At 61.8% G+C, this 15,627-nt stretch carries 16 protein-coding genes and 1 pseudogene; 11 read left to right on the plus strand and 6 right to left on the minus strand.

The genetic code is table 11. From position 1 onward, the window contains the following. The first annotated feature begins 78 nt into the window (after nt 1-78). Entirely contained in the window at nt 79-531 is a 453-nt protein-coding gene (locus Q7V46_RS12550) for a DUF4148 domain-containing protein (RefSeq protein WP_304913876.1), read from the plus strand. A gap of 775 nt (nt 532-1,306) precedes the next feature. Then, nucleotides 1,307-1,720: a hypothetical protein gene (locus Q7V46_RS12555; RefSeq protein ID WP_304913877.1), complete on the plus strand. Its 414-nt coding sequence runs from the start codon at nt 1,307-1,309 to the stop codon at nt 1,718-1,720. A gap of 15 nt (nt 1,721-1,735) precedes the next feature. Here the strand turns inward: Q7V46_RS12555 and Q7V46_RS12560 are convergent, their stop codons facing one another. Next, a complete protein-coding gene (locus Q7V46_RS12560) occupies nt 1,736-3,238 on the minus strand; it encodes an SLC13 family permease (RefSeq protein ID WP_304913878.1) in 1,503 nt (500 codons plus the stop codon). A 170-nt stretch (nt 3,239-3,408) separates the two neighbouring features. Between Q7V46_RS12560 and Q7V46_RS12565 the strand changes: the two are divergent. Further along, a pseudogene (locus Q7V46_RS12565) lies at nt 3,409-4,025 on the plus strand (YitT family protein). Nucleotides 4,026-4,161: 136 nt separating this feature from the next. Beyond that, nucleotides 4,162-4,695 (plus strand): thermonuclease family protein, encoded by a 534-nt coding sequence (locus tag Q7V46_RS12570; RefSeq protein WP_304913879.1) that lies wholly within the window; start codon nt 4,162-4,164, stop codon nt 4,693-4,695. Between the two features lie 30 nt (nt 4,696-4,725). Here Q7V46_RS12570 and Q7V46_RS12575 read toward each other — a convergent pair whose 3' ends face one another. From Q7V46_RS12575 to gpmA, 3 genes are all read right to left on the minus strand, one after another. After that, entirely contained in the window at nt 4,726-5,484 is a 759-nt protein-coding gene (locus Q7V46_RS12575) for a molybdopterin-synthase adenylyltransferase MoeB (RefSeq protein WP_304913880.1), read from the minus strand. Nucleotides 5,485-5,509: 25 nt separating this feature from the next. Further along, nucleotides 5,510-6,982 carry a S41 family peptidase gene (locus tag Q7V46_RS12580; RefSeq protein WP_304913908.1) on the minus strand — a complete coding sequence of 491 codons (1,473 nt, stop codon included), beginning with the start codon at nt 6,980-6,982 and terminating at the stop codon, nt 5,510-5,512. Between the two features lie 175 nt (nt 6,983-7,157). After that, nucleotides 7,158-7,901, minus strand: coding sequence for a 2,3-diphosphoglycerate-dependent phosphoglycerate mutase (gpmA, locus tag Q7V46_RS12585; protein WP_304913881.1), 744 nt, complete (start codon nt 7,899-7,901; stop codon nt 7,158-7,160). A 139-nt stretch (nt 7,902-8,040) separates the two neighbouring features. On the opposite strand from gpmA, the gene Q7V46_RS12590 reads away from it, so the two are divergent. From Q7V46_RS12590 to Q7V46_RS12605, 4 genes are all read left to right on the plus strand, one after another. Then, nucleotides 8,041-8,451: a rhodanese-like domain-containing protein gene (locus Q7V46_RS12590; protein WP_304913882.1), complete on the plus strand. Its 411-nt coding sequence runs from the start codon at nt 8,041-8,043 to the stop codon at nt 8,449-8,451. Nucleotides 8,452-8,488: 37 nt separating this feature from the next. Then, nucleotides 8,489-8,749, plus strand: a complete 261-nt coding sequence (grxC, locus tag Q7V46_RS12595; protein WP_304913883.1) for a glutaredoxin 3 — start codon at nt 8,489-8,491, stop codon at nt 8,747-8,749. Between the two features lie 99 nt (nt 8,750-8,848). After that, nucleotides 8,849-9,307, plus strand: coding sequence for a protein-export chaperone SecB (secB, locus tag Q7V46_RS12600; protein ID WP_304913884.1), 459 nt, complete (start codon nt 8,849-8,851; stop codon nt 9,305-9,307). Between the two features lie 24 nt (nt 9,308-9,331). Next, a complete protein-coding gene (locus Q7V46_RS12605; RefSeq protein WP_304913885.1) occupies nt 9,332-10,375 on the plus strand; it encodes an NAD(P)H-dependent glycerol-3-phosphate dehydrogenase in 1,044 nt (347 codons plus the stop codon). Nucleotides 10,376-10,434: 59 nt separating this feature from the next. Here Q7V46_RS12605 and panC read toward each other — a convergent pair whose 3' ends face one another. Both panC and panB read right to left on the minus strand, forming a co-directional pair. Beyond that, on the minus strand, nt 10,435-11,301 hold the full coding sequence (gene panC / locus Q7V46_RS12610; protein ID WP_304913886.1) for a pantoate--beta-alanine ligase: 867 nt from the start codon (nt 11,299-11,301) through the stop codon (nt 10,435-10,437). A gap of 91 nt (nt 11,302-11,392) precedes the next feature. Continuing rightward, nucleotides 11,393-12,283, minus strand: a complete 891-nt coding sequence (gene panB, locus Q7V46_RS12615; RefSeq protein WP_304913887.1) for a 3-methyl-2-oxobutanoate hydroxymethyltransferase — start codon at nt 12,281-12,283, stop codon at nt 11,393-11,395. A gap of 133 nt (nt 12,284-12,416) precedes the next feature. On the opposite strand from panB, the gene nadC reads away from it, so the two are divergent. Genes nadC through Q7V46_RS12630 form a run of 3 tightly spaced genes read left to right on the plus strand, consistent with a single transcriptional unit; the run spans nt 12,417 to nt 15,492 of the window. Further along, nucleotides 12,417-13,280, plus strand: a complete 864-nt coding sequence (nadC, locus tag Q7V46_RS12620) for a carboxylating nicotinate-nucleotide diphosphorylase (protein ID WP_304913888.1) — start codon at nt 12,417-12,419, stop codon at nt 13,278-13,280. Between the two features lie 39 nt (nt 13,281-13,319). Next, nucleotides 13,320-14,432: a quinolinate synthase NadA gene (nadA, locus tag Q7V46_RS12625; protein WP_304913889.1), complete on the plus strand. Its 1,113-nt coding sequence runs from the start codon at nt 13,320-13,322 to the stop codon at nt 14,430-14,432. A 19-nt stretch (nt 14,433-14,451) separates the two neighbouring features. After that, nucleotides 14,452-15,492, plus strand: a complete 1,041-nt coding sequence (locus tag Q7V46_RS12630) for a serine hydrolase (RefSeq protein ID WP_304913890.1) — start codon at nt 14,452-14,454, stop codon at nt 15,490-15,492. The last annotated feature ends 135 nt before the right edge of the window (nt 15,493-15,627 follow it).

Consider the following 15,627-nt stretch of genomic DNA (forward strand, 5'->3'; position numbering starts at 1 on the left):
CTCAGAGGTGCGATTCAAAGACGAAATTGTCGGAGAAACAGCCCGTTGCTGCATTACGAATTGGTAATCCTCGCGTTCATGAAACGCAAGCTGCGGTTTCTAAAGTTCGTTCTGTGCCGCAAACAAAGCGGTGCAAATGTCTCTCAACCTTCACTTTGTTCAGGATCTGTCATGAAATTTTCCACCCGCATCCTTGTCCCGTTTGTTCTCGTTGCTACCGCTGGGTTGGCCATGGCCCAGGAAGCTGTTCCCGATCTGCCGACTGCATCCACCTCGAGCCTGAGTCGTGCCACCGTGCTGGCAGAGGCACGTACCGCACAAGCTGCTGGTTTGATTGCACATGGTGAAGTTTTACCTGTGCAAGCCGAACGTGGTGTGGGCAAGACGCGAGATCAGGTGCGTGCAGAGTATTCGGAAGCCCGTCGCCTCGGCCTGGTAGGCACCGGTGAAATCCTGCCCATTGCCACGCCTGAGCAAGCTGAACAAATTCGCATGGCCGGTGTGCGTGCCACCCAGTTCGTCCAGAAGTGATGGCTGCCGGCATGGCCAGGGCATGCCGTGTGCTCTCTGGAGCACCCACGACCTGGTCATCGCCGCAGTGCGTTCCGAATGCGTTCCAGGCAAGTGCCGCCGCGTAAAGCAGGCGCAAGAACTGGATTTCGCCGTTGGTTGAACGCGCCCTTTTTGGCACGCTGAGCGCATCCCGCGACCCCTGTGAATGAGCTGCACTTCATCACGGGTGACAGAGTGTGAATTCTTCGGTGATGCCTGGTTTTCGCTGCTTGCAGGGTCTTCAGTCTCCAAAATGCGCAGGATCTTTTTTGATCCTTCAGCTTGGAGTCCTGTACAGATCCGCACCCCCCGATTCCCCAGACGACCGATTGTGCTCGGCGCCATTGTTGCGGTGTCCCCTTTATGGGTTCTGATGACAGACAGCCATCCACCGATGGCGAAACGAAATACAACTGTGGCACGGATCAGCCTCTGGTGGTGCGCCTCGCCGCCGATCGGGCGCAGCTCATCGTGGCCTTGCCGAGTGGTCACCGGATCCCCGGTATCTCTGGATGGGGCACTTCGCTCCGGAAAGCCTCGTGAACACCTCTGAACGCGATCCGTTGGGCGGCACTCACCGCCCCCCGCGGGGTCCTGGGTCGCGCTGGTTTAGGTGGCGAGGCGATGGCGCCCGGGCGCCAAATAATAGATACCGATACGCAACGCTGTGCTGCCCCGTCTGCCGCACGTACGGTTTGGGGATGTGCCGCGACAGCCTTTGCGCTTAAATGGGCACCTCTACAAGGAGGTGTCCATGTTTCCTTGGTTGTTTGTCTTCGCGCCCCAGTGGCAGTTGCCGTTCAGCGGCAGTGTGGCGCAGCGGATCGACCCGCAAACCCATTGGTTTTTTGACGGAATCGATGCGTCAGCAGGCGATGGGAGGATAGAGCGCCAGGCATTTGAAGTGGCCACTTATGGTCGGCAACTGGGACTCCTGACCGAGGTCCTGGTGGATCTGGCCGAACAGATCCCGCTCCAGTCCGAGGCGGCTGCCATGTCTTTGAAGCGTCTCAAGGCCATTCAGGCTGAAATCGAGAAGATCAAGACCAAAGACGCTGCCACCCTGGTTCAAGACGTGGAGCTGGCGCTGGATCGTCTGAAAAAGTACCATCCAACGGAGTACCAGCGACTGGGTGAACGCATGCAGAGCCCGCCCAGACCCGACTGAAGCCGCTCCTGGGGATCAGCCGGTCAGGGACGCGCCCAGCCAATGAACGAGGGTGGCGATGACCAGCAACGAGAGCAGGTTCAGGGCGAACCCTGCCTTCATCATGTCGGTCATGGCCACTTGTCCTGAACCATAAATGATGGCGTTGGGGGGGGTGGCCACGGGCAGCATGAACGCACAGCTCGCGGCCAGGGCCACCGCCATGAGCAGGGGCAGTGGCGCGACCCCCAGGCCCACCGCTGCGGCCGCCATCACCGGCATCAGTGTGTTGGCAACCGCCGTGTTGCTGGTGAGTTCGGTCAGGAAAATGACCAGCGTGGTCACCGACAGCAGCACCCAGAACAAGGGTACACCGGCCAGTGCTGAAAAACCTGAAGCCAGCCAGGCGTCCACGCCATGGGTGCTGATGGCGGTGGCCAGACTGAGCCCACCGCCAAACAGCAAGAGGATGCCCCAGGGCAGCTTGACCGCCGTTTCCCAGTCCATGGCGAAGCTGCGCTGGCGAATGTCGACGGGCAGGACAAACAGGAGCAGGGCGCCAGTCATGGCGATGGCTGCGTCGGTCAACTGGGGGAGGTCGAGCCACTGTGACAATGGCAGGCGCAGCATCCAGCCGGTTGCCGTGAGGCCAAAGACCACGAGCACGATGGCTTCTCCGCGGCTCATTGGCGCGCTGCTGCTCAGGTCGCTCAGGAGGGTTTCGCGGGTGCTGGCATCGACCTTCAGGCGGACCGGAAACGCCACCTTCACAAGCCAGAGCCAGGTCAGCGGCAGCAGTACCATCACCAGGGGAAGGCCCATGGCCATCCAACCCAGCATGGTGATCTCCATGCCGAGCTGCTCGCGGGCAAAGCTCGCCAGAATCAGGTTCGGAGGCGAACCGATGAGGGTGCCCAGCCCACCGATGGAGGCGCCGTAGGCGATGCCCAGCAGCAGGCAGGTGCGGAAGTGTCGGAGTGAGAGCTGCTCAGTCGGGTCGCTCAGGGGCGTGCGATCCTGCAGCAACTGGATCACGCTCAGACCCACTGGCAGCATCATCATCGCTGCGGCGGTGTTCGATATCCACATGCTCATGAAGGCCGTGGCTGTCATGAAACCTGCCACCAGTCGAGCTGGCGAGGTACCCACCATCCGCACGATGGAAAGGCCGAGCCGCGTGTGCAGCCCCCAGCGTTGCATGCCCAGTCCGATGATGAAGCCGCCCATGAAGAGGAAGATGATGTCGGAGGCATAGGGCTGCAGCGTCTGAGCTGTGCTTTGCACGCCAGAAAGCGGAAAGGCCACCACCGGAAGCAGGGCGGTCGCAGGCAGTGGAATCGCCTCGGTCATCCACCAGACCGCCATCCAGACCCCCAGCCCAGTCGTGATACGGCCCGCCTGGCTGAGTGCTTCGCCGTGGGGAAGCAGCCAAAGGCACAACAGGAACAGCACCGGGCCAGCGACCAGACCCGCGAAAGACACGCGAGATTGCCATCGTTCTTCGGTTGGGCCAGGTTGGAGCAATGCGGATTCAGACATCGAAACAGGATAAACGGCCCGCACCTGTGTCTGTCCTGACCTGTATCAAGGGTTCGGGCCCGATAGGGATGGACACTGTGCACCTTTGCTTGCCTTGTGCATGGCTTGTCTCAACTGGCGCGTCCGTTCCGGTCTCGTCCACTCTTTCGCGTCGCCACATACCGCCGCCCATGTCATCTGCCGCCACGCAACTGCCAAGCATGCACCGACCGCACGAGGACGTGCAGGCCTTGCTCGCAGGCACCTTGTTTGTTGCCCTGGGTGTGGTCATGTTTCAGCAGACCGGGCTGCTCACCGGAGGCACGGCAGGGTTGGCATTCTTGCTGCACTACGCCACGGGCTGGAGTTTCAGCGTGGTGTTCTTCTCAATCAACCTGCCTTTCTACGCCCTGGCGGTGCGTCGCATGGGATGGGCTTCACGCTCAAGACCTTTGCTGCGGTTGCGTTGCTGGCCGCGTTTGTGCACTGGCTACCTCTCTGGATCACCTTCGGCAGGCTGAGCACCGGTTTTGTGGCGATGTTGGGCGGTTTGCTGATGGGCACGGGCATGTTGATGTTGTTTCGCCACCGGGCCAGTCTGGGCGGCTTCAATGTGCTGGTGCTCTTCGCACAGGAGCGATTCGGATGGCGCGCAGGTCACCTGCAGATGGCAATGGATTGTGCAATCGTGCTGGCCGCTTTTCTGGTGGTTGGCTGGCAGCAGGTTGGCTGGTCCGTGCTGGGCGCGGTGGTGCTCAATCTGACGATCGCCATCAACCACCGGCCTGGACGCTACATGGCCATGTAGGCTCCCTTCAGTCCACCCCTGCTTGCCGCGGGCATGCAATGCGTTGAGCCTGGGGGTTTGGTGCGAGTGCCGTGTTCAATGGTGGCAGACTCAGCGCATGGGTATTTTTCAATCGGCGTCGGCAGGGCGTCTTTCCATGTCGTGGTCTGCAGGTGTGCTTTTGCTCCTTGGACCTTTTGTGGTTGTGCAGGCTGCGAGTGTTTCAGTCCAGGACCGGGCCAATAAAAACAGCAGCGGCGACAGGGTGTATCTGGCCAAAGTGACCCGGGTGTTCGATGGGGACACTTTGTGGGTACGTCCCCTCTCCGGAGGTCGCTACCGAAAATTGCGTCTGGATGGCATTGATGCCCCGGAAATCTGTCAGACCGGTGGCGTGGCATCACGGGATGCGCTCGCTGCCATGGTGACGGCGCAGGAGGTACTCGTGGAAGTGCGTCGCTACGACGACTATGGCCGGGCGTTGGTGCGTGTGAGCGTGCGCGGTGAAGATGTTTCGGCTCGCCTGGTCAGCGCTGGTCACGCCTGGTCCTACCGCTGGCGGCGCAGCCTGGGACCCTATGCCGAACAAGAAGCGGTGGCGCGGGAATACAGGAAAGGCCTGTTTTCCGATCCAGCCCCGGAACTGCCACGTGACTTCCGGCGCCGCTATGGATCCTGCCCACTGCCTTGAGGCAGCATGCCCCGGATTCTGGAGTCTGGATCAGTGCCCGCCAGTCGGGCCGCAGACCGCGCAGTGGGGATTTTGGGGCAAGGCAATTTCGTTGAAGGCCATGTCCCGGCCGTCGATCATCATCAGCCGTCCGACCAGCCGGGACCCCATGCCGCTCAGCAGCTTGAGCGCTTCGGCGGCCTGCAGTGTGCCCACGATCCCCACAAGGGGAGCGAACACCCCCATGGTGGCGCAGCGCGTTTCTTCCACGCCGGAGGTCTCAGGAAACACGCAGGCGTAGCAGGGATTGCCTGGCTGGCGGGGATCGAACACGCTGAGCTGGCCGTCCATGCGGATGGCGGCACCAGAAACCAGTGGTTTGCGGTGTGCGACACAGGCGCGGTTGATGGCGTGGCGTGTTTCAAAATTGTCTGTGCAGTCGAGCACCACGTCGGCCTGAGCTACCAGCTGATTCAACAGGTCGGGACCAGCCCGCTGGTTGATCACATTCACCACCACGTCAGGGTTGATGGCCGCGATCGCATCACGCGCCGACTCGGCCTTTGGGTGCCCCACTCGAGACAGATTGTGCGCAATCTGGCGTTGCAGGTTGGTGGCGTCGACCGTGTCGTGATCGACGATGGAAATGCGTCCGACACCGGCACTGCCCATGTAGAGCACCACCGGCGAGCCCAGGCCACCCGCTCCAACCACGAGGGCGTGAGAGGCAAGCAGTTTTTCCTGACCTTCGACACCCAGCTCATTGAGCAGGATGTGGCGCGAATACCGAAGAAGCTGGTCGTCGTTCAAGTGTCTGCCGCCGTGAGCAAACCGCTCAGTTTTCGGATTTTTCTTCGCTGCGAATGGTCTGTGTCTTGCTCACAAGCACTGGTCTGCCTTTGAGCTGGTTGAGCGCTTGCTGGAGCTGGAAGTCCTGCTCGCTGCCGAACTCGGGCACCAGACGCTGGCCGGGGTTCTTGCGCGCTTCATCTTCAAGACGACGGCGGGCATCTTCGCGGTCCTGGTCCCGACGTTGCTCGGCCGCCCGTTGAGCGTCCGTCATCGGTGGGATGGCCCCCCCGCCATTGCCGAGGTGCTTCTGCAGATCGGCTTCGCGGGTCCGCAGGGCAGCGAACACATTGCCTTCTGCGGTTTCGTCCAGAAGCACATCGGGCACGATGCCTTTTGCTTGAATGGAGGTGCCCAGAGGCGTGTAATAGCGGGCTGTCGTGAGCTTGAGGCCTGTGTCCGGGCCCAGTGGCCGCACCGTCTGCACCGATCCTTTGCCGAAAGTCTGGCTGCCCATGATGGTGGCGCGCTTGTGATCTTGCAGGGCGCCTGCCACGATTTCACTGGCAGAGGCCGAGCCTTCGTTCACGAGCACGACCAACGGCACAGTGCGCAAGGCGCCCTTGGTTGCCTCGGTCAGGCGGCGGATGGGGTCGCTGCCGCCCCGGCGCAGATAGTGCTGGGGCACGGCCTTGTAAACGAACTTGCTGTCTTCCAGCTGCCCGTTGGTGGAAACCACCGTCACGTTCTCAGGCAGAAAGGCGGCCGACAGCGCCACGGCTGCGTCCAGCAAACCGCCTGGATCGTTACGCAAATCGAGGACCATGCCCTTGATGTTGGGATCGGCCTTGTAGATGTCTTCCACACGGCGCGCAAAGTCTTCAATGGTGCGTTCCTGGAACTGGGAGACGCGAACCCACGCATAGCCGGGTTCAACCAGTTTGGACTTCACACTCTGGGTCTTGATCTCTTCGCGCGTGATGGTCACGGAGAAAGTGCGGTTCTCGTCCTTGCGGAAGATCGTGAGCAGCACCTTGGTGCGGGGCTCTCCCCGCATCAGTTTCACCGCATCGTTGATCGCCAGGCCCTTGACCATGGTGTCGTCGATCTTGGTGATCAGGTCCCCCGTTTTCAAGCCCGCACGAAACGCGGGCGAATCTTCAATGGGTGACACCACCTTGACAAGGCCGTCTTCCATGGTGATTTCAATACCGACACCGACGAACCGCCCGCTGGTGCCCTCTCGGAATTCCTTGAAGGATTTTTTGTCGAAGTACTGGGAATGGGGGTCCAGGCTGGCGACCATGCCCGTGATGGCGTCGGAAATGAGCTTTCTTTCGTCCACTGGTTCCACATAGTCGCTCTTGACCATGCCAAAAACGGCTGCGAGTTGTTGCAGCTCTTCCAGTGGCAACGGCGCCATGGTGCCCCTGGCCACGGCCTGAAACTGCACCGTGGTAAGCGCGCCGGCGACTGCGCCAATGGCCACCCAGCCCGCAATCCTCAGCTTGTGACTCACTTGTTTGCCCATCGAAATATCCTGAAGTTAACGCCAGCGCCAAGCCCAGTTGGCCCACTGGCGAGCCAATATACACCTTGGAGCGGTGTCATGGCCGTCGGTTCCGTAAACCCCGTCACAGCGTGGGAATGCGCCCGCTCAACGGTGGGTCACCGGCGACGTGTGCCCTGCCTGGTCAGGCCTTGCCCTGGGCTGCCACAGCCGCCGCAGCCTTTGCAATCGCTTCCTGATCACCCAGATACGCGCTCTTGATCGGCTGCAGGGCGGCATCGAGCTCGTAAACCAGCGGAATACCGTTGGGAATGTTCAGGTTGACGATGTCGGTGTCCGAAACCCCATCAAGGTACTTGACCAGCGCCCGGATGCTGTTGCCGTGGGCGGCCACCACCACGCGCTTGCCGGCGCGGATGGCTGGCGCCATCGATTCGTTCCAGAATGGCAATACCCGGGCAACGGTGTCCTTGAGGCATTCGGTCAGCGGCACTTCGCTGGGGTTGAGCCTCTCGTAACGCCGGTCGTGGCGTTCGCAGCGCAGGTCGTCTGGCTCCAGCGCCGGTGGTGGGGTGTCGTAGCTGCGCCGCCAGATCAGCACCTGTTCATCGCCGTATTGTTTGGCGATATCGGCTTTGTTCAAGCCTTGCAAGGCCCCGTAGTGCCGTTCATTCAGTCGCCAGCTGTGCACCACGGGCAGCCAGGTGCGATCCATTTCATCGAGGGTGTGCCACAGCGTGCGGGTGGCTCGCTTGAGAACGCTGGTATAGGCCAGATCGAAGTCGTAGCCCTCGGCCTTCAGTAGTCGGCCTGCGTTCTTCGCCTGCTCCAGGCCGGTGGCGGTCAGGTCCACATCGGTCCAGCCGGTGAATCGGTTTTCGAGGTTCCAGGTGGATTCGCCGTGGCGAATCAGGACAAGTTTGTACATGGGCAGTGATTCGAATAGAACTGAAATAACGCTTGTAGAAAGCCCGGCACAACAGCATGTCGCTTGATCGGGTACGTGAGTCGCCGTGCTGGACAGCCAGACATTCTAAAATCCACGGTTGTCTAGAAAGGGTACCCCTGTGAGTTTCTTCATCGAAAACTGGATTTTGATTGCTGTGGCCTTCACCGCCGGAGCCATGCTTGTGTGGCCGGCTGTCTCTGCAGGTGGCCGCGCCGGCTCGCTCAAAGCCACCGAGGCCGTGATGCTGATGAACCGTGACAAGGCGGTGGTGGTGGATGTGTGCGATGCCACCGAATTCGCTGGTGGACATGTCATTGGCGCCAAGAACGTTCCCCTGGCTGATCTGGAAACAAAGCTGCCCGGCACCGTCAAGAACAAGGCCACGCCGGTGATTCTGGTGTGTGCCACCGGGGCGCGATCCAACCGTGCCCTGGCCATCGCCAAAAAGCTGGGTTATGAAAACGCCCATTCCCTGTCCGGGGGCATGGGCGCATGGAAGGCCGCCAGCCTTCCGGTGGAAAAAGCCTAAGCTTGAGAGACTGTTTGGGTTTGATTCAGGAGTTTTGATGGCCAACGTAACGATGTACACCAGTGCTTATTGCCCTTTCTGCAGCCGCGCAAAGGCCTTGCTTCAAAGGCATGGCGTGGCTGACTTGAATGAGATTTTTGTTGACGGCCAGCAAGCATTGCGAGCCCACATGACCGAAATCACGGGCCGAACCAGCGTGCCGCAGATCTTCATCGGCGAAACCCATGTGGGCGGCTGTGACGATCTGCATGCGCTCGATGCCCGTGGCGCCTTGGTGCCCATGCTCAAGGCAGAGTGAAAGGCCCTGCAGGTCGGGGCTGACATAATCCACATCAGCGCCCGCTGCGAGAAGCCTTCACTGCAGCGGGCTTCATTTTTGATCCACAGAGACACCACCATGGCCGACAACCAAGAACCCACATTCCAGATCCAGCGCGTTTACCTGAAGGAAGCTTCGCTTGAGCAGCCGAATTCGCCTTCCATCCTTCTGGAGCAGGAACAGCCCTCTGTGGACATCCAGCTTGGTGTGGAAGCCAGCCCGGCTGCCGACGGCGTCTACGAAATTTGCGTCACTGCCACGGTCACGACCAAGATCAAGGACAAGACGGTGTTTCTGGTGGAGGCCAAACAAGCCGGCATTTTCGAGATCCGCAACCTGCCAGAAGAGCAGATGGGTCCCATCATGGGCATCGCCTGTCCACAGATCGTCTACCCCTACCTGCGTTCCAACGTCGCTGACCTGATCCAGCGTGGGGGGTTCCCTCCAGTGCACCTGGCAGAGATCAATTTCCAGGCCATGTATGAACAGCAGCAGGCCCAGGCGGCCGAAGACGCGCCGCGCATCGTCACGCAGTAACGTCGGTTCGCTGGGTCTGGCGCAATGAAGATTGTTGTGCTCGGCGCGGGTGCCTGGGGAACCGCGCTGGCGGTCAGCGCGGCGCGACTGTCAGGTGCTGATCGCAACGTGAGTCTCTGGGCGCGCGACGCTGCGCAGGTCTTGGAAATGCAGTCGGGGCGCGAAAACCGCCGCTACCTACCGGGCGTGGTGTTTCCACAAAGCCTGAACGTGGAAGCCGTGCCTTTGGAGGCGGTGTCTGCCTTGGTCCAGCAGCGCCTCGGCCAGGCGGACCTGGTGATCATCGGCACGCCCATGGCCGGCTTGCGTGGGATGCTGACCGGATTGCGCGACCACCCGGGCCCTGTTGCCTGGCTGTGCAAAGGATTCGAGGAGCCGCAAGGTTCCCAACAGCCAGCTGGCCTGCTGGGTCACGAAATTCGGGCCGACGTGGCGCCATCGCTCAAGGCAGGGGTGCTCAGTGGCCCCAGTTTCGCGCAAGAGGTGGCCTTGGGGCAGCCCACAGCGTTGGTGGCGGCCAGTGAGCACGTGAGCGTGCGCGATGCGCTGGTGGCGGCCTTTCATGGCCCTGCGCTGCGGGTTTATGCCAACGACGACATGGTCGGCGTGGAGGTGGGCGGCGCCGTGAAAAACGTGCTGGCCATCGCCACCGGTCTTTGCGATGGCCTGAAGCTGGGCTTGAATGCTCGAGCAGCCTTGATCACCCGCGGACTGGCAGAGATGAGCCGGCTGGGATTGGCGCTGGGCGCACGCGCTGACACCTTCATGGGTCTGTCGGGCCTGGGCGATCTGGTGCTGACGGCCACGGGTGACCTGTCTCGCAACCGGCGTGTTGGACAGTTGCTGGCACAAGGGCTGACTCTGCGGGAGGCGGTTGACTCGCTCGGGCATGTTGCCGAAGGGGTGTACAGCGCGCAGACCGTGGTGCAGCGTGCGCGCTTGCTCGGCGTGGACATGCCGATCAGCGAAGCCGTGGTGGACCTGCTCGATGGCCGGCTGTTGCCGTTGCAGGCCCTGGCAGTGCTCATGGGGCGCGACCCCAAGCAGGAAGCGGCGTTGACCTGGTAACGGCTTGGCGACATGGGTTCGCGTGCCCGAGTGTCGGGCACCCCGTCGAAGGATTCGGCCTACACCTCGAAGTTGTCGATCAGCCGCGTATTTCCCAGCCGGGCCGCACCAAGCACGACCAGGCTCTGGGCTGTGGTGGCATCTTGCGCCTGTGGTGTCTGGAGGTCACTGCGCCGACGAACCGTGAGGTAGTCGGGCTGCCACCCGCGCTGCGTCAACGCGTGCATGGCACGCTCTTCCAGCGCCAGCCGCTGGGCTGGCAGTCCGTCGGCGGCTGCCAGCGCATCGCGAGCCAGGGAACGCAAGGCCAGCGACAGCTGTACCGCCTCGGCCCGTTCGGTTTCGCTCAAGTATCCGTTGCGTGAGCTCAATGCCAGGCCATCTTCTGCGCGCTGCGTCTCCGCGCCAACGATGTTCACCGGCAGGGCGAATTGCCGCACCATGTTGCGGATGATCATCTGCTGCTGGTAATCCTTCTTGCCGAACACGGCGTGGCGTGGGCCTTTGGCTTCGGAAAACACACAATGGAACAGCTTCATCACCACCGTGCAAACACCGATGAAAAACCCGGGGCGAAAATGACCTTCGAGGATGTCGGCCAGCTCAGGCGGCGGGTGTACCTTGAAGCATTGAGGTTCTGGGTAAAGATCCTTCTCAGACGGGGCGAACACCACGTCGCAACCGGCAGAGGCCAACTGGGCGCAGTCGGCCTGCAATGTACGGGGGTAGGTGTCGAAATCCTCGTGGGGCGCAAACTGCAGACGGTTCACGAAGATGCTGGCCACCGTCACGTCACCCAACGGTTTGGCTTTTTGAACCAGCGCCAGATGGCCTTGGTGCAAATTGCCCATGGTGGCCACGAAGGCCGGCGAGTCGTAGGCGCGCAAGGCTGCGCGCAAGTCGTCAATCGTATGGACGATTTTCATGATGTCTCAGCTTTCCCAATGAATGGCAGGAAAATCGCCATCGGGGTTGGACTTGTCGGTCAATATTTGTCGTGCTCCATGCACGGATTTCTCACCACGCATGGAGTTCATTGTCGGGAAAGCTGCCATTTTTCACGGCCGCCACATAGGCTGCCATCGCATCGCGAACGCTGGCCTGCCCATCCATGAAGTTGCGCACAAACTTCGGGTTCTTGCCCAGATTGATGCCCAGCATGTCGTGCATGACCAGCACCTGACCGGCGGTGTCTTTGCCCGCACCAATGCCGATGGTGTGACACGTCTTGAGCTGCTCGGTGATTTCTTTAGAAAGCAGGGCCGGTACCATTTCAAGGACCAGCATCGCCGCGCCGGCGTCCTGCAACTCCAGCGCCTGCCGCTTGAGCTGCAGGGCGGATGCGTCACCCCGACCTTGCACCCGGTAGCCGCCCAGGGCGTGTACGGTCTGTGGGGTGAGGCCCAGATGGGCACAGACCGGAATGCCGCGTTCAACCAGGAAGCGCACAGTTTCGGCGGTCCATCCGCCACCTTCGAGCTTGACCATGTGAGCGCCGCCGCGCATCAGTTCGGCGGCGCTGCGCAATGCCTGCTCTTTCGATTCGTGATAGCTGCCGAACGGCAAATCACCGATCACCCATGCCGTCGCCTGCACGCGTTGCAGGCCACGCACCACGCTTTCGGTGTGGTAGCGCATCGTCTCCAGCGTGACGCCGACGGTGCTGGACAAGCCCTGGCACACCATGCCCAACGAATCGCCGACCAGAATGCATTCCACGCCAGCCGCATCGGCCACCGCTGCGAATGTGGCGTCGTAGGCGGTAAGCATGGTGATCTTCTCACCCCTTTCTCGCATTTCGTGCAGGCGCGGCAGGCTCACCGGTTTGCGCTGCGGCAGCGGTGAAGCCGATGGCAGCGTGCCGTAGGGCGTGCCGGTGGTCGGGGCGGAGGTGGTTGATGAGGTCATGGATATTCCCTGTGGGCTCGGGACCGCAGATGGGGGGCACTATATTCGATCCCGTTCTGCCAATGCTCATCAAGTTCCCATGGCTGCGCACGCCGCGCATGGATTGTGCAGCGTTGCCTTATGCTTGACCACCATGAAACACCTCTCTGACTTCAGTGCGAGCGATCTGGCGGAGCTCGCGCTCGCCGATGTGCGCAGGGCCCTGGCTGAAGATGTGGGCGACGGCGACCTCACGGCGGCCCTGGTGGACAGTTCACGCCAGGCGAGGGCCCGCATCGTGGCGCGCGAAGACGCTGTGATCTGCGGTGCGCCCTGGGTGGAGGCAGCGTTGCTGGCCTGTGATCCGCAGGCCCGGTTGCGCTGGCACGTGCAGGAGGGGCAGCGTTGTGCCGCCGATCAGGTGGTGCTGGAAATCGAAGGCCATGCCCAGCCGCTGCTCACGGCCGAACGCACCGCGCTCAACTTTCTGCAGCTGCTGTCGGCTGTGGCCACCCAGACGGCCATCTACAAGGCGACTGTGGCGGGCACGCGTGCACAGATCGTGGACACCCGCAAGACTTTGCCCGGACTGAGACTGGCCCAGAAGTACGCGGTAACCATCGGAGGCGGTGTGAACCACCGGGTGGGTCTTTACGACGCCGTGCTGATCAAGGAAAACCACATCGCAGCTGCGGGCGGCGTGGCCGCCGTGCTGCAGCGGGTGCGGGACACAGCGCCTCAGGCCCGTTTCGTGGAAATCGAGGTGGAAACCCTGGAGCAGCTGGATGAAGCACTGTCGTGCGGTGCGACCATGGTGCTGCTGGACAACATGGACTTGGGCACATTGAATGAAGCGGTGCGCCGCAACGCCGGGCGCGCCATCCTGGAGATTTCGGGTGGCGTGAACCTGCAGACCGTGCGTGCGCTTGCAGAAACCGGCGTCGACCGCATTTCCATAGGCGCCCTCACCAAAGACATCAAGGCGATCGACTTTTCAATGCGCTTTGAAGCGCTCTGAAGCACGTTGACCTTTTGCACGAACGCAAGGCAGACCACCATGACACCCAGCGATTCCATTGATGTGATCGACGTCGAATACGAACAACCCGCGTGCCCCACGCAGCACGCCTGGGCGCGTGTCCCGGTAGAACCCGGTCCGAAGCAGCGCGCCGCACTCAAGGAGCGCATCCGCCAGTTGCTCAAGGAACGCAATGCGGTGATGGTGTCGCACTACTACGTGCACCCGGACCTGCAGGACCTGGCGGTGGAGACCGGCGGCATCGTCAGCGACTCCCTTGAAATGGCCCGTTTCGGCCGCGACCATGCGGCACAGACGCTGGTTGTGTCTGGTGTGCGTTTCATGGGCGAAACGGCCAAGATCCTCAGCCCGGAAAAAACCGTGCTCATGCCCGACCTGGACGCCAACTGTTCGCTCGATCTGGGCTGCCCCATAGATCAATTCAGCGCGTTCTGTGACGCCCACCCCGACCGCACGGTGGTGGTTTATGCCAACACCAGCGCGGCGGTGAAGGCGCGATCGGACTGGCTGGTCACCTCCAGCTGCGCCCTGGACATTGTGCGTGCCCTGAAGGACAAGGGGCACAAGATTCTGTGGGCGCCCGACAAGCATCTGGGGGGCTATATCCAGCGTGAAACCGGGGCCGACATGGTGATGTGGACCGGTTCGTGCATCGTGCACGACGAATTCAAGGCCTTCGAACTGGAGGCATTGAAAAAGGAGTACCCGCAGGCCAAGGTGCTGGTGCACCCCGAAAGCCCGGCCGACGTGATCGCGCTGGCAGATGCCGTGGGCTCCACTTCGGCGATTCTTAAAGCCGCGCGCGAGATGGACGCACCCGCATTCATCGTGGCCACCGACAACGGCATGATGCACATGCTGCGCCAGCAAAACCCGGACAAGGTGTTCATCGAGGCGCCGACGGCCGGCAACAGCGCCACCTGCAAGAGTTGCGCGCATTGCCCATGGATGGCCATGAATGGGCTGGCCGGCGTGGCGCAGGTGCTGGAGAAAGGCCTGAACCGCATCGAGGTGGACGCCGCACTGATCGAGCGCGCGCGAGTGCCAATCGACCGCATGCTGGCCTTCACCGCAGCGCAGCGCGGGGGGCAGAACCCCGGCGCACTGGTGCCGAACATCGGCGCAGCCTGATTTGGATCTGAGCGACCGGTTGCAGCAACTGGTCGTGGCCCAACTGGGCCGCGGGCAGGTTCAGGAGGCCGTGCTGTGTGTCGCGCGGGAGGCCGATCTGCTGTGTGCATCTGCCGGCTTCTGGGCGGGCGTGCCTGTCTCGGTGGATACCCCGTATTTCGTGGCTTCCACCTCCAAGCTGCTGACCACGGCGATGATCCTGCGCCTGAGGGCCGAAGGTCGTTTGTCGCTGGATGACCCGATCGTGGACCACTTTCCGGAAGGAATGCTCACAGGCTTGCACCGCTGGCGCGGGCAGGACCTGACCAGCCGGATCACGCTGAGACACCTGCTGTCGCACCGCTCGGGTCTGCCAGACTATTTTGAGGGCCGACGGCGTGATGGCAGCCGATTGTCTGACGGTCTGCTGGCCGGGCGAGATATGAGCTACGGCTTGCCAGAGGTACTGGGTTGGGCGCGGGACGAGATGAGGCCGCATTTTCCGCCAGGAGAGGGTCGGCGCGCCTTGTATGCCGACACCAATTTCTATCTGCTGGGTGAGGTGATTGCACGCGTGTGTGGCACTTCCCTGGCGGAGGCGCTGCAGCGTTTGATCACCGTTCCGCTGGGGCTGAATGCCACGCGGTTCTTTGGACCGGGCGTGTCTGCCATGCCCCTGCGTCACGGTGCCTCCGTGCTGGAGGTGCCAAACGCCATGGCTTGCATGCCGGCAGACGGTGGGGTGGTCTCCACCGCACGCGACATGCAGATGTTTACCCAGGCCTTCTTTGATGGCGGTTTGGTCCCGCGTGGCGACATGGATGAGATGCAGGACTGGTGCCGCATTTTCTTTCCCCTGCAGTCCGGAGTGGGGCTGTTGCGCTTTCGGTTGCCGCGTGTCTTCTCGCCCTGGCGGGCCTCACCCGAACTTCTGGGTCACTCGGGCATATCAGGTGCTTTTGCGTTTCACTGCCCGGAAATGAATGTCACGCTCACCGGCACCGTGAACCAGATTTCCGGGCGAGGGCGGCCATTCCGGTTGATGCTGCAGGCGCTGGAGCTTGTGCGCCGATATGGCTAGGAGCCTGCGCGGCAGAAGGCATCGAAGCGAAACGCGTGGGAAAAGAGCCCAATTCGGCGCCGATTTTGAGGACTGTGGCCGTAGCCACAGCCGGAAAAACGGGGGCGAAGTGGGACTTTTCTCCATGCGTTGCAG

It is taken from the genome of Hydrogenophaga sp. (assembly GCF_030651625.1).
Taxonomy (GTDB): Bacteria; Pseudomonadota; Gammaproteobacteria; order Burkholderiales; family Burkholderiaceae_C; genus Hydrogenophaga.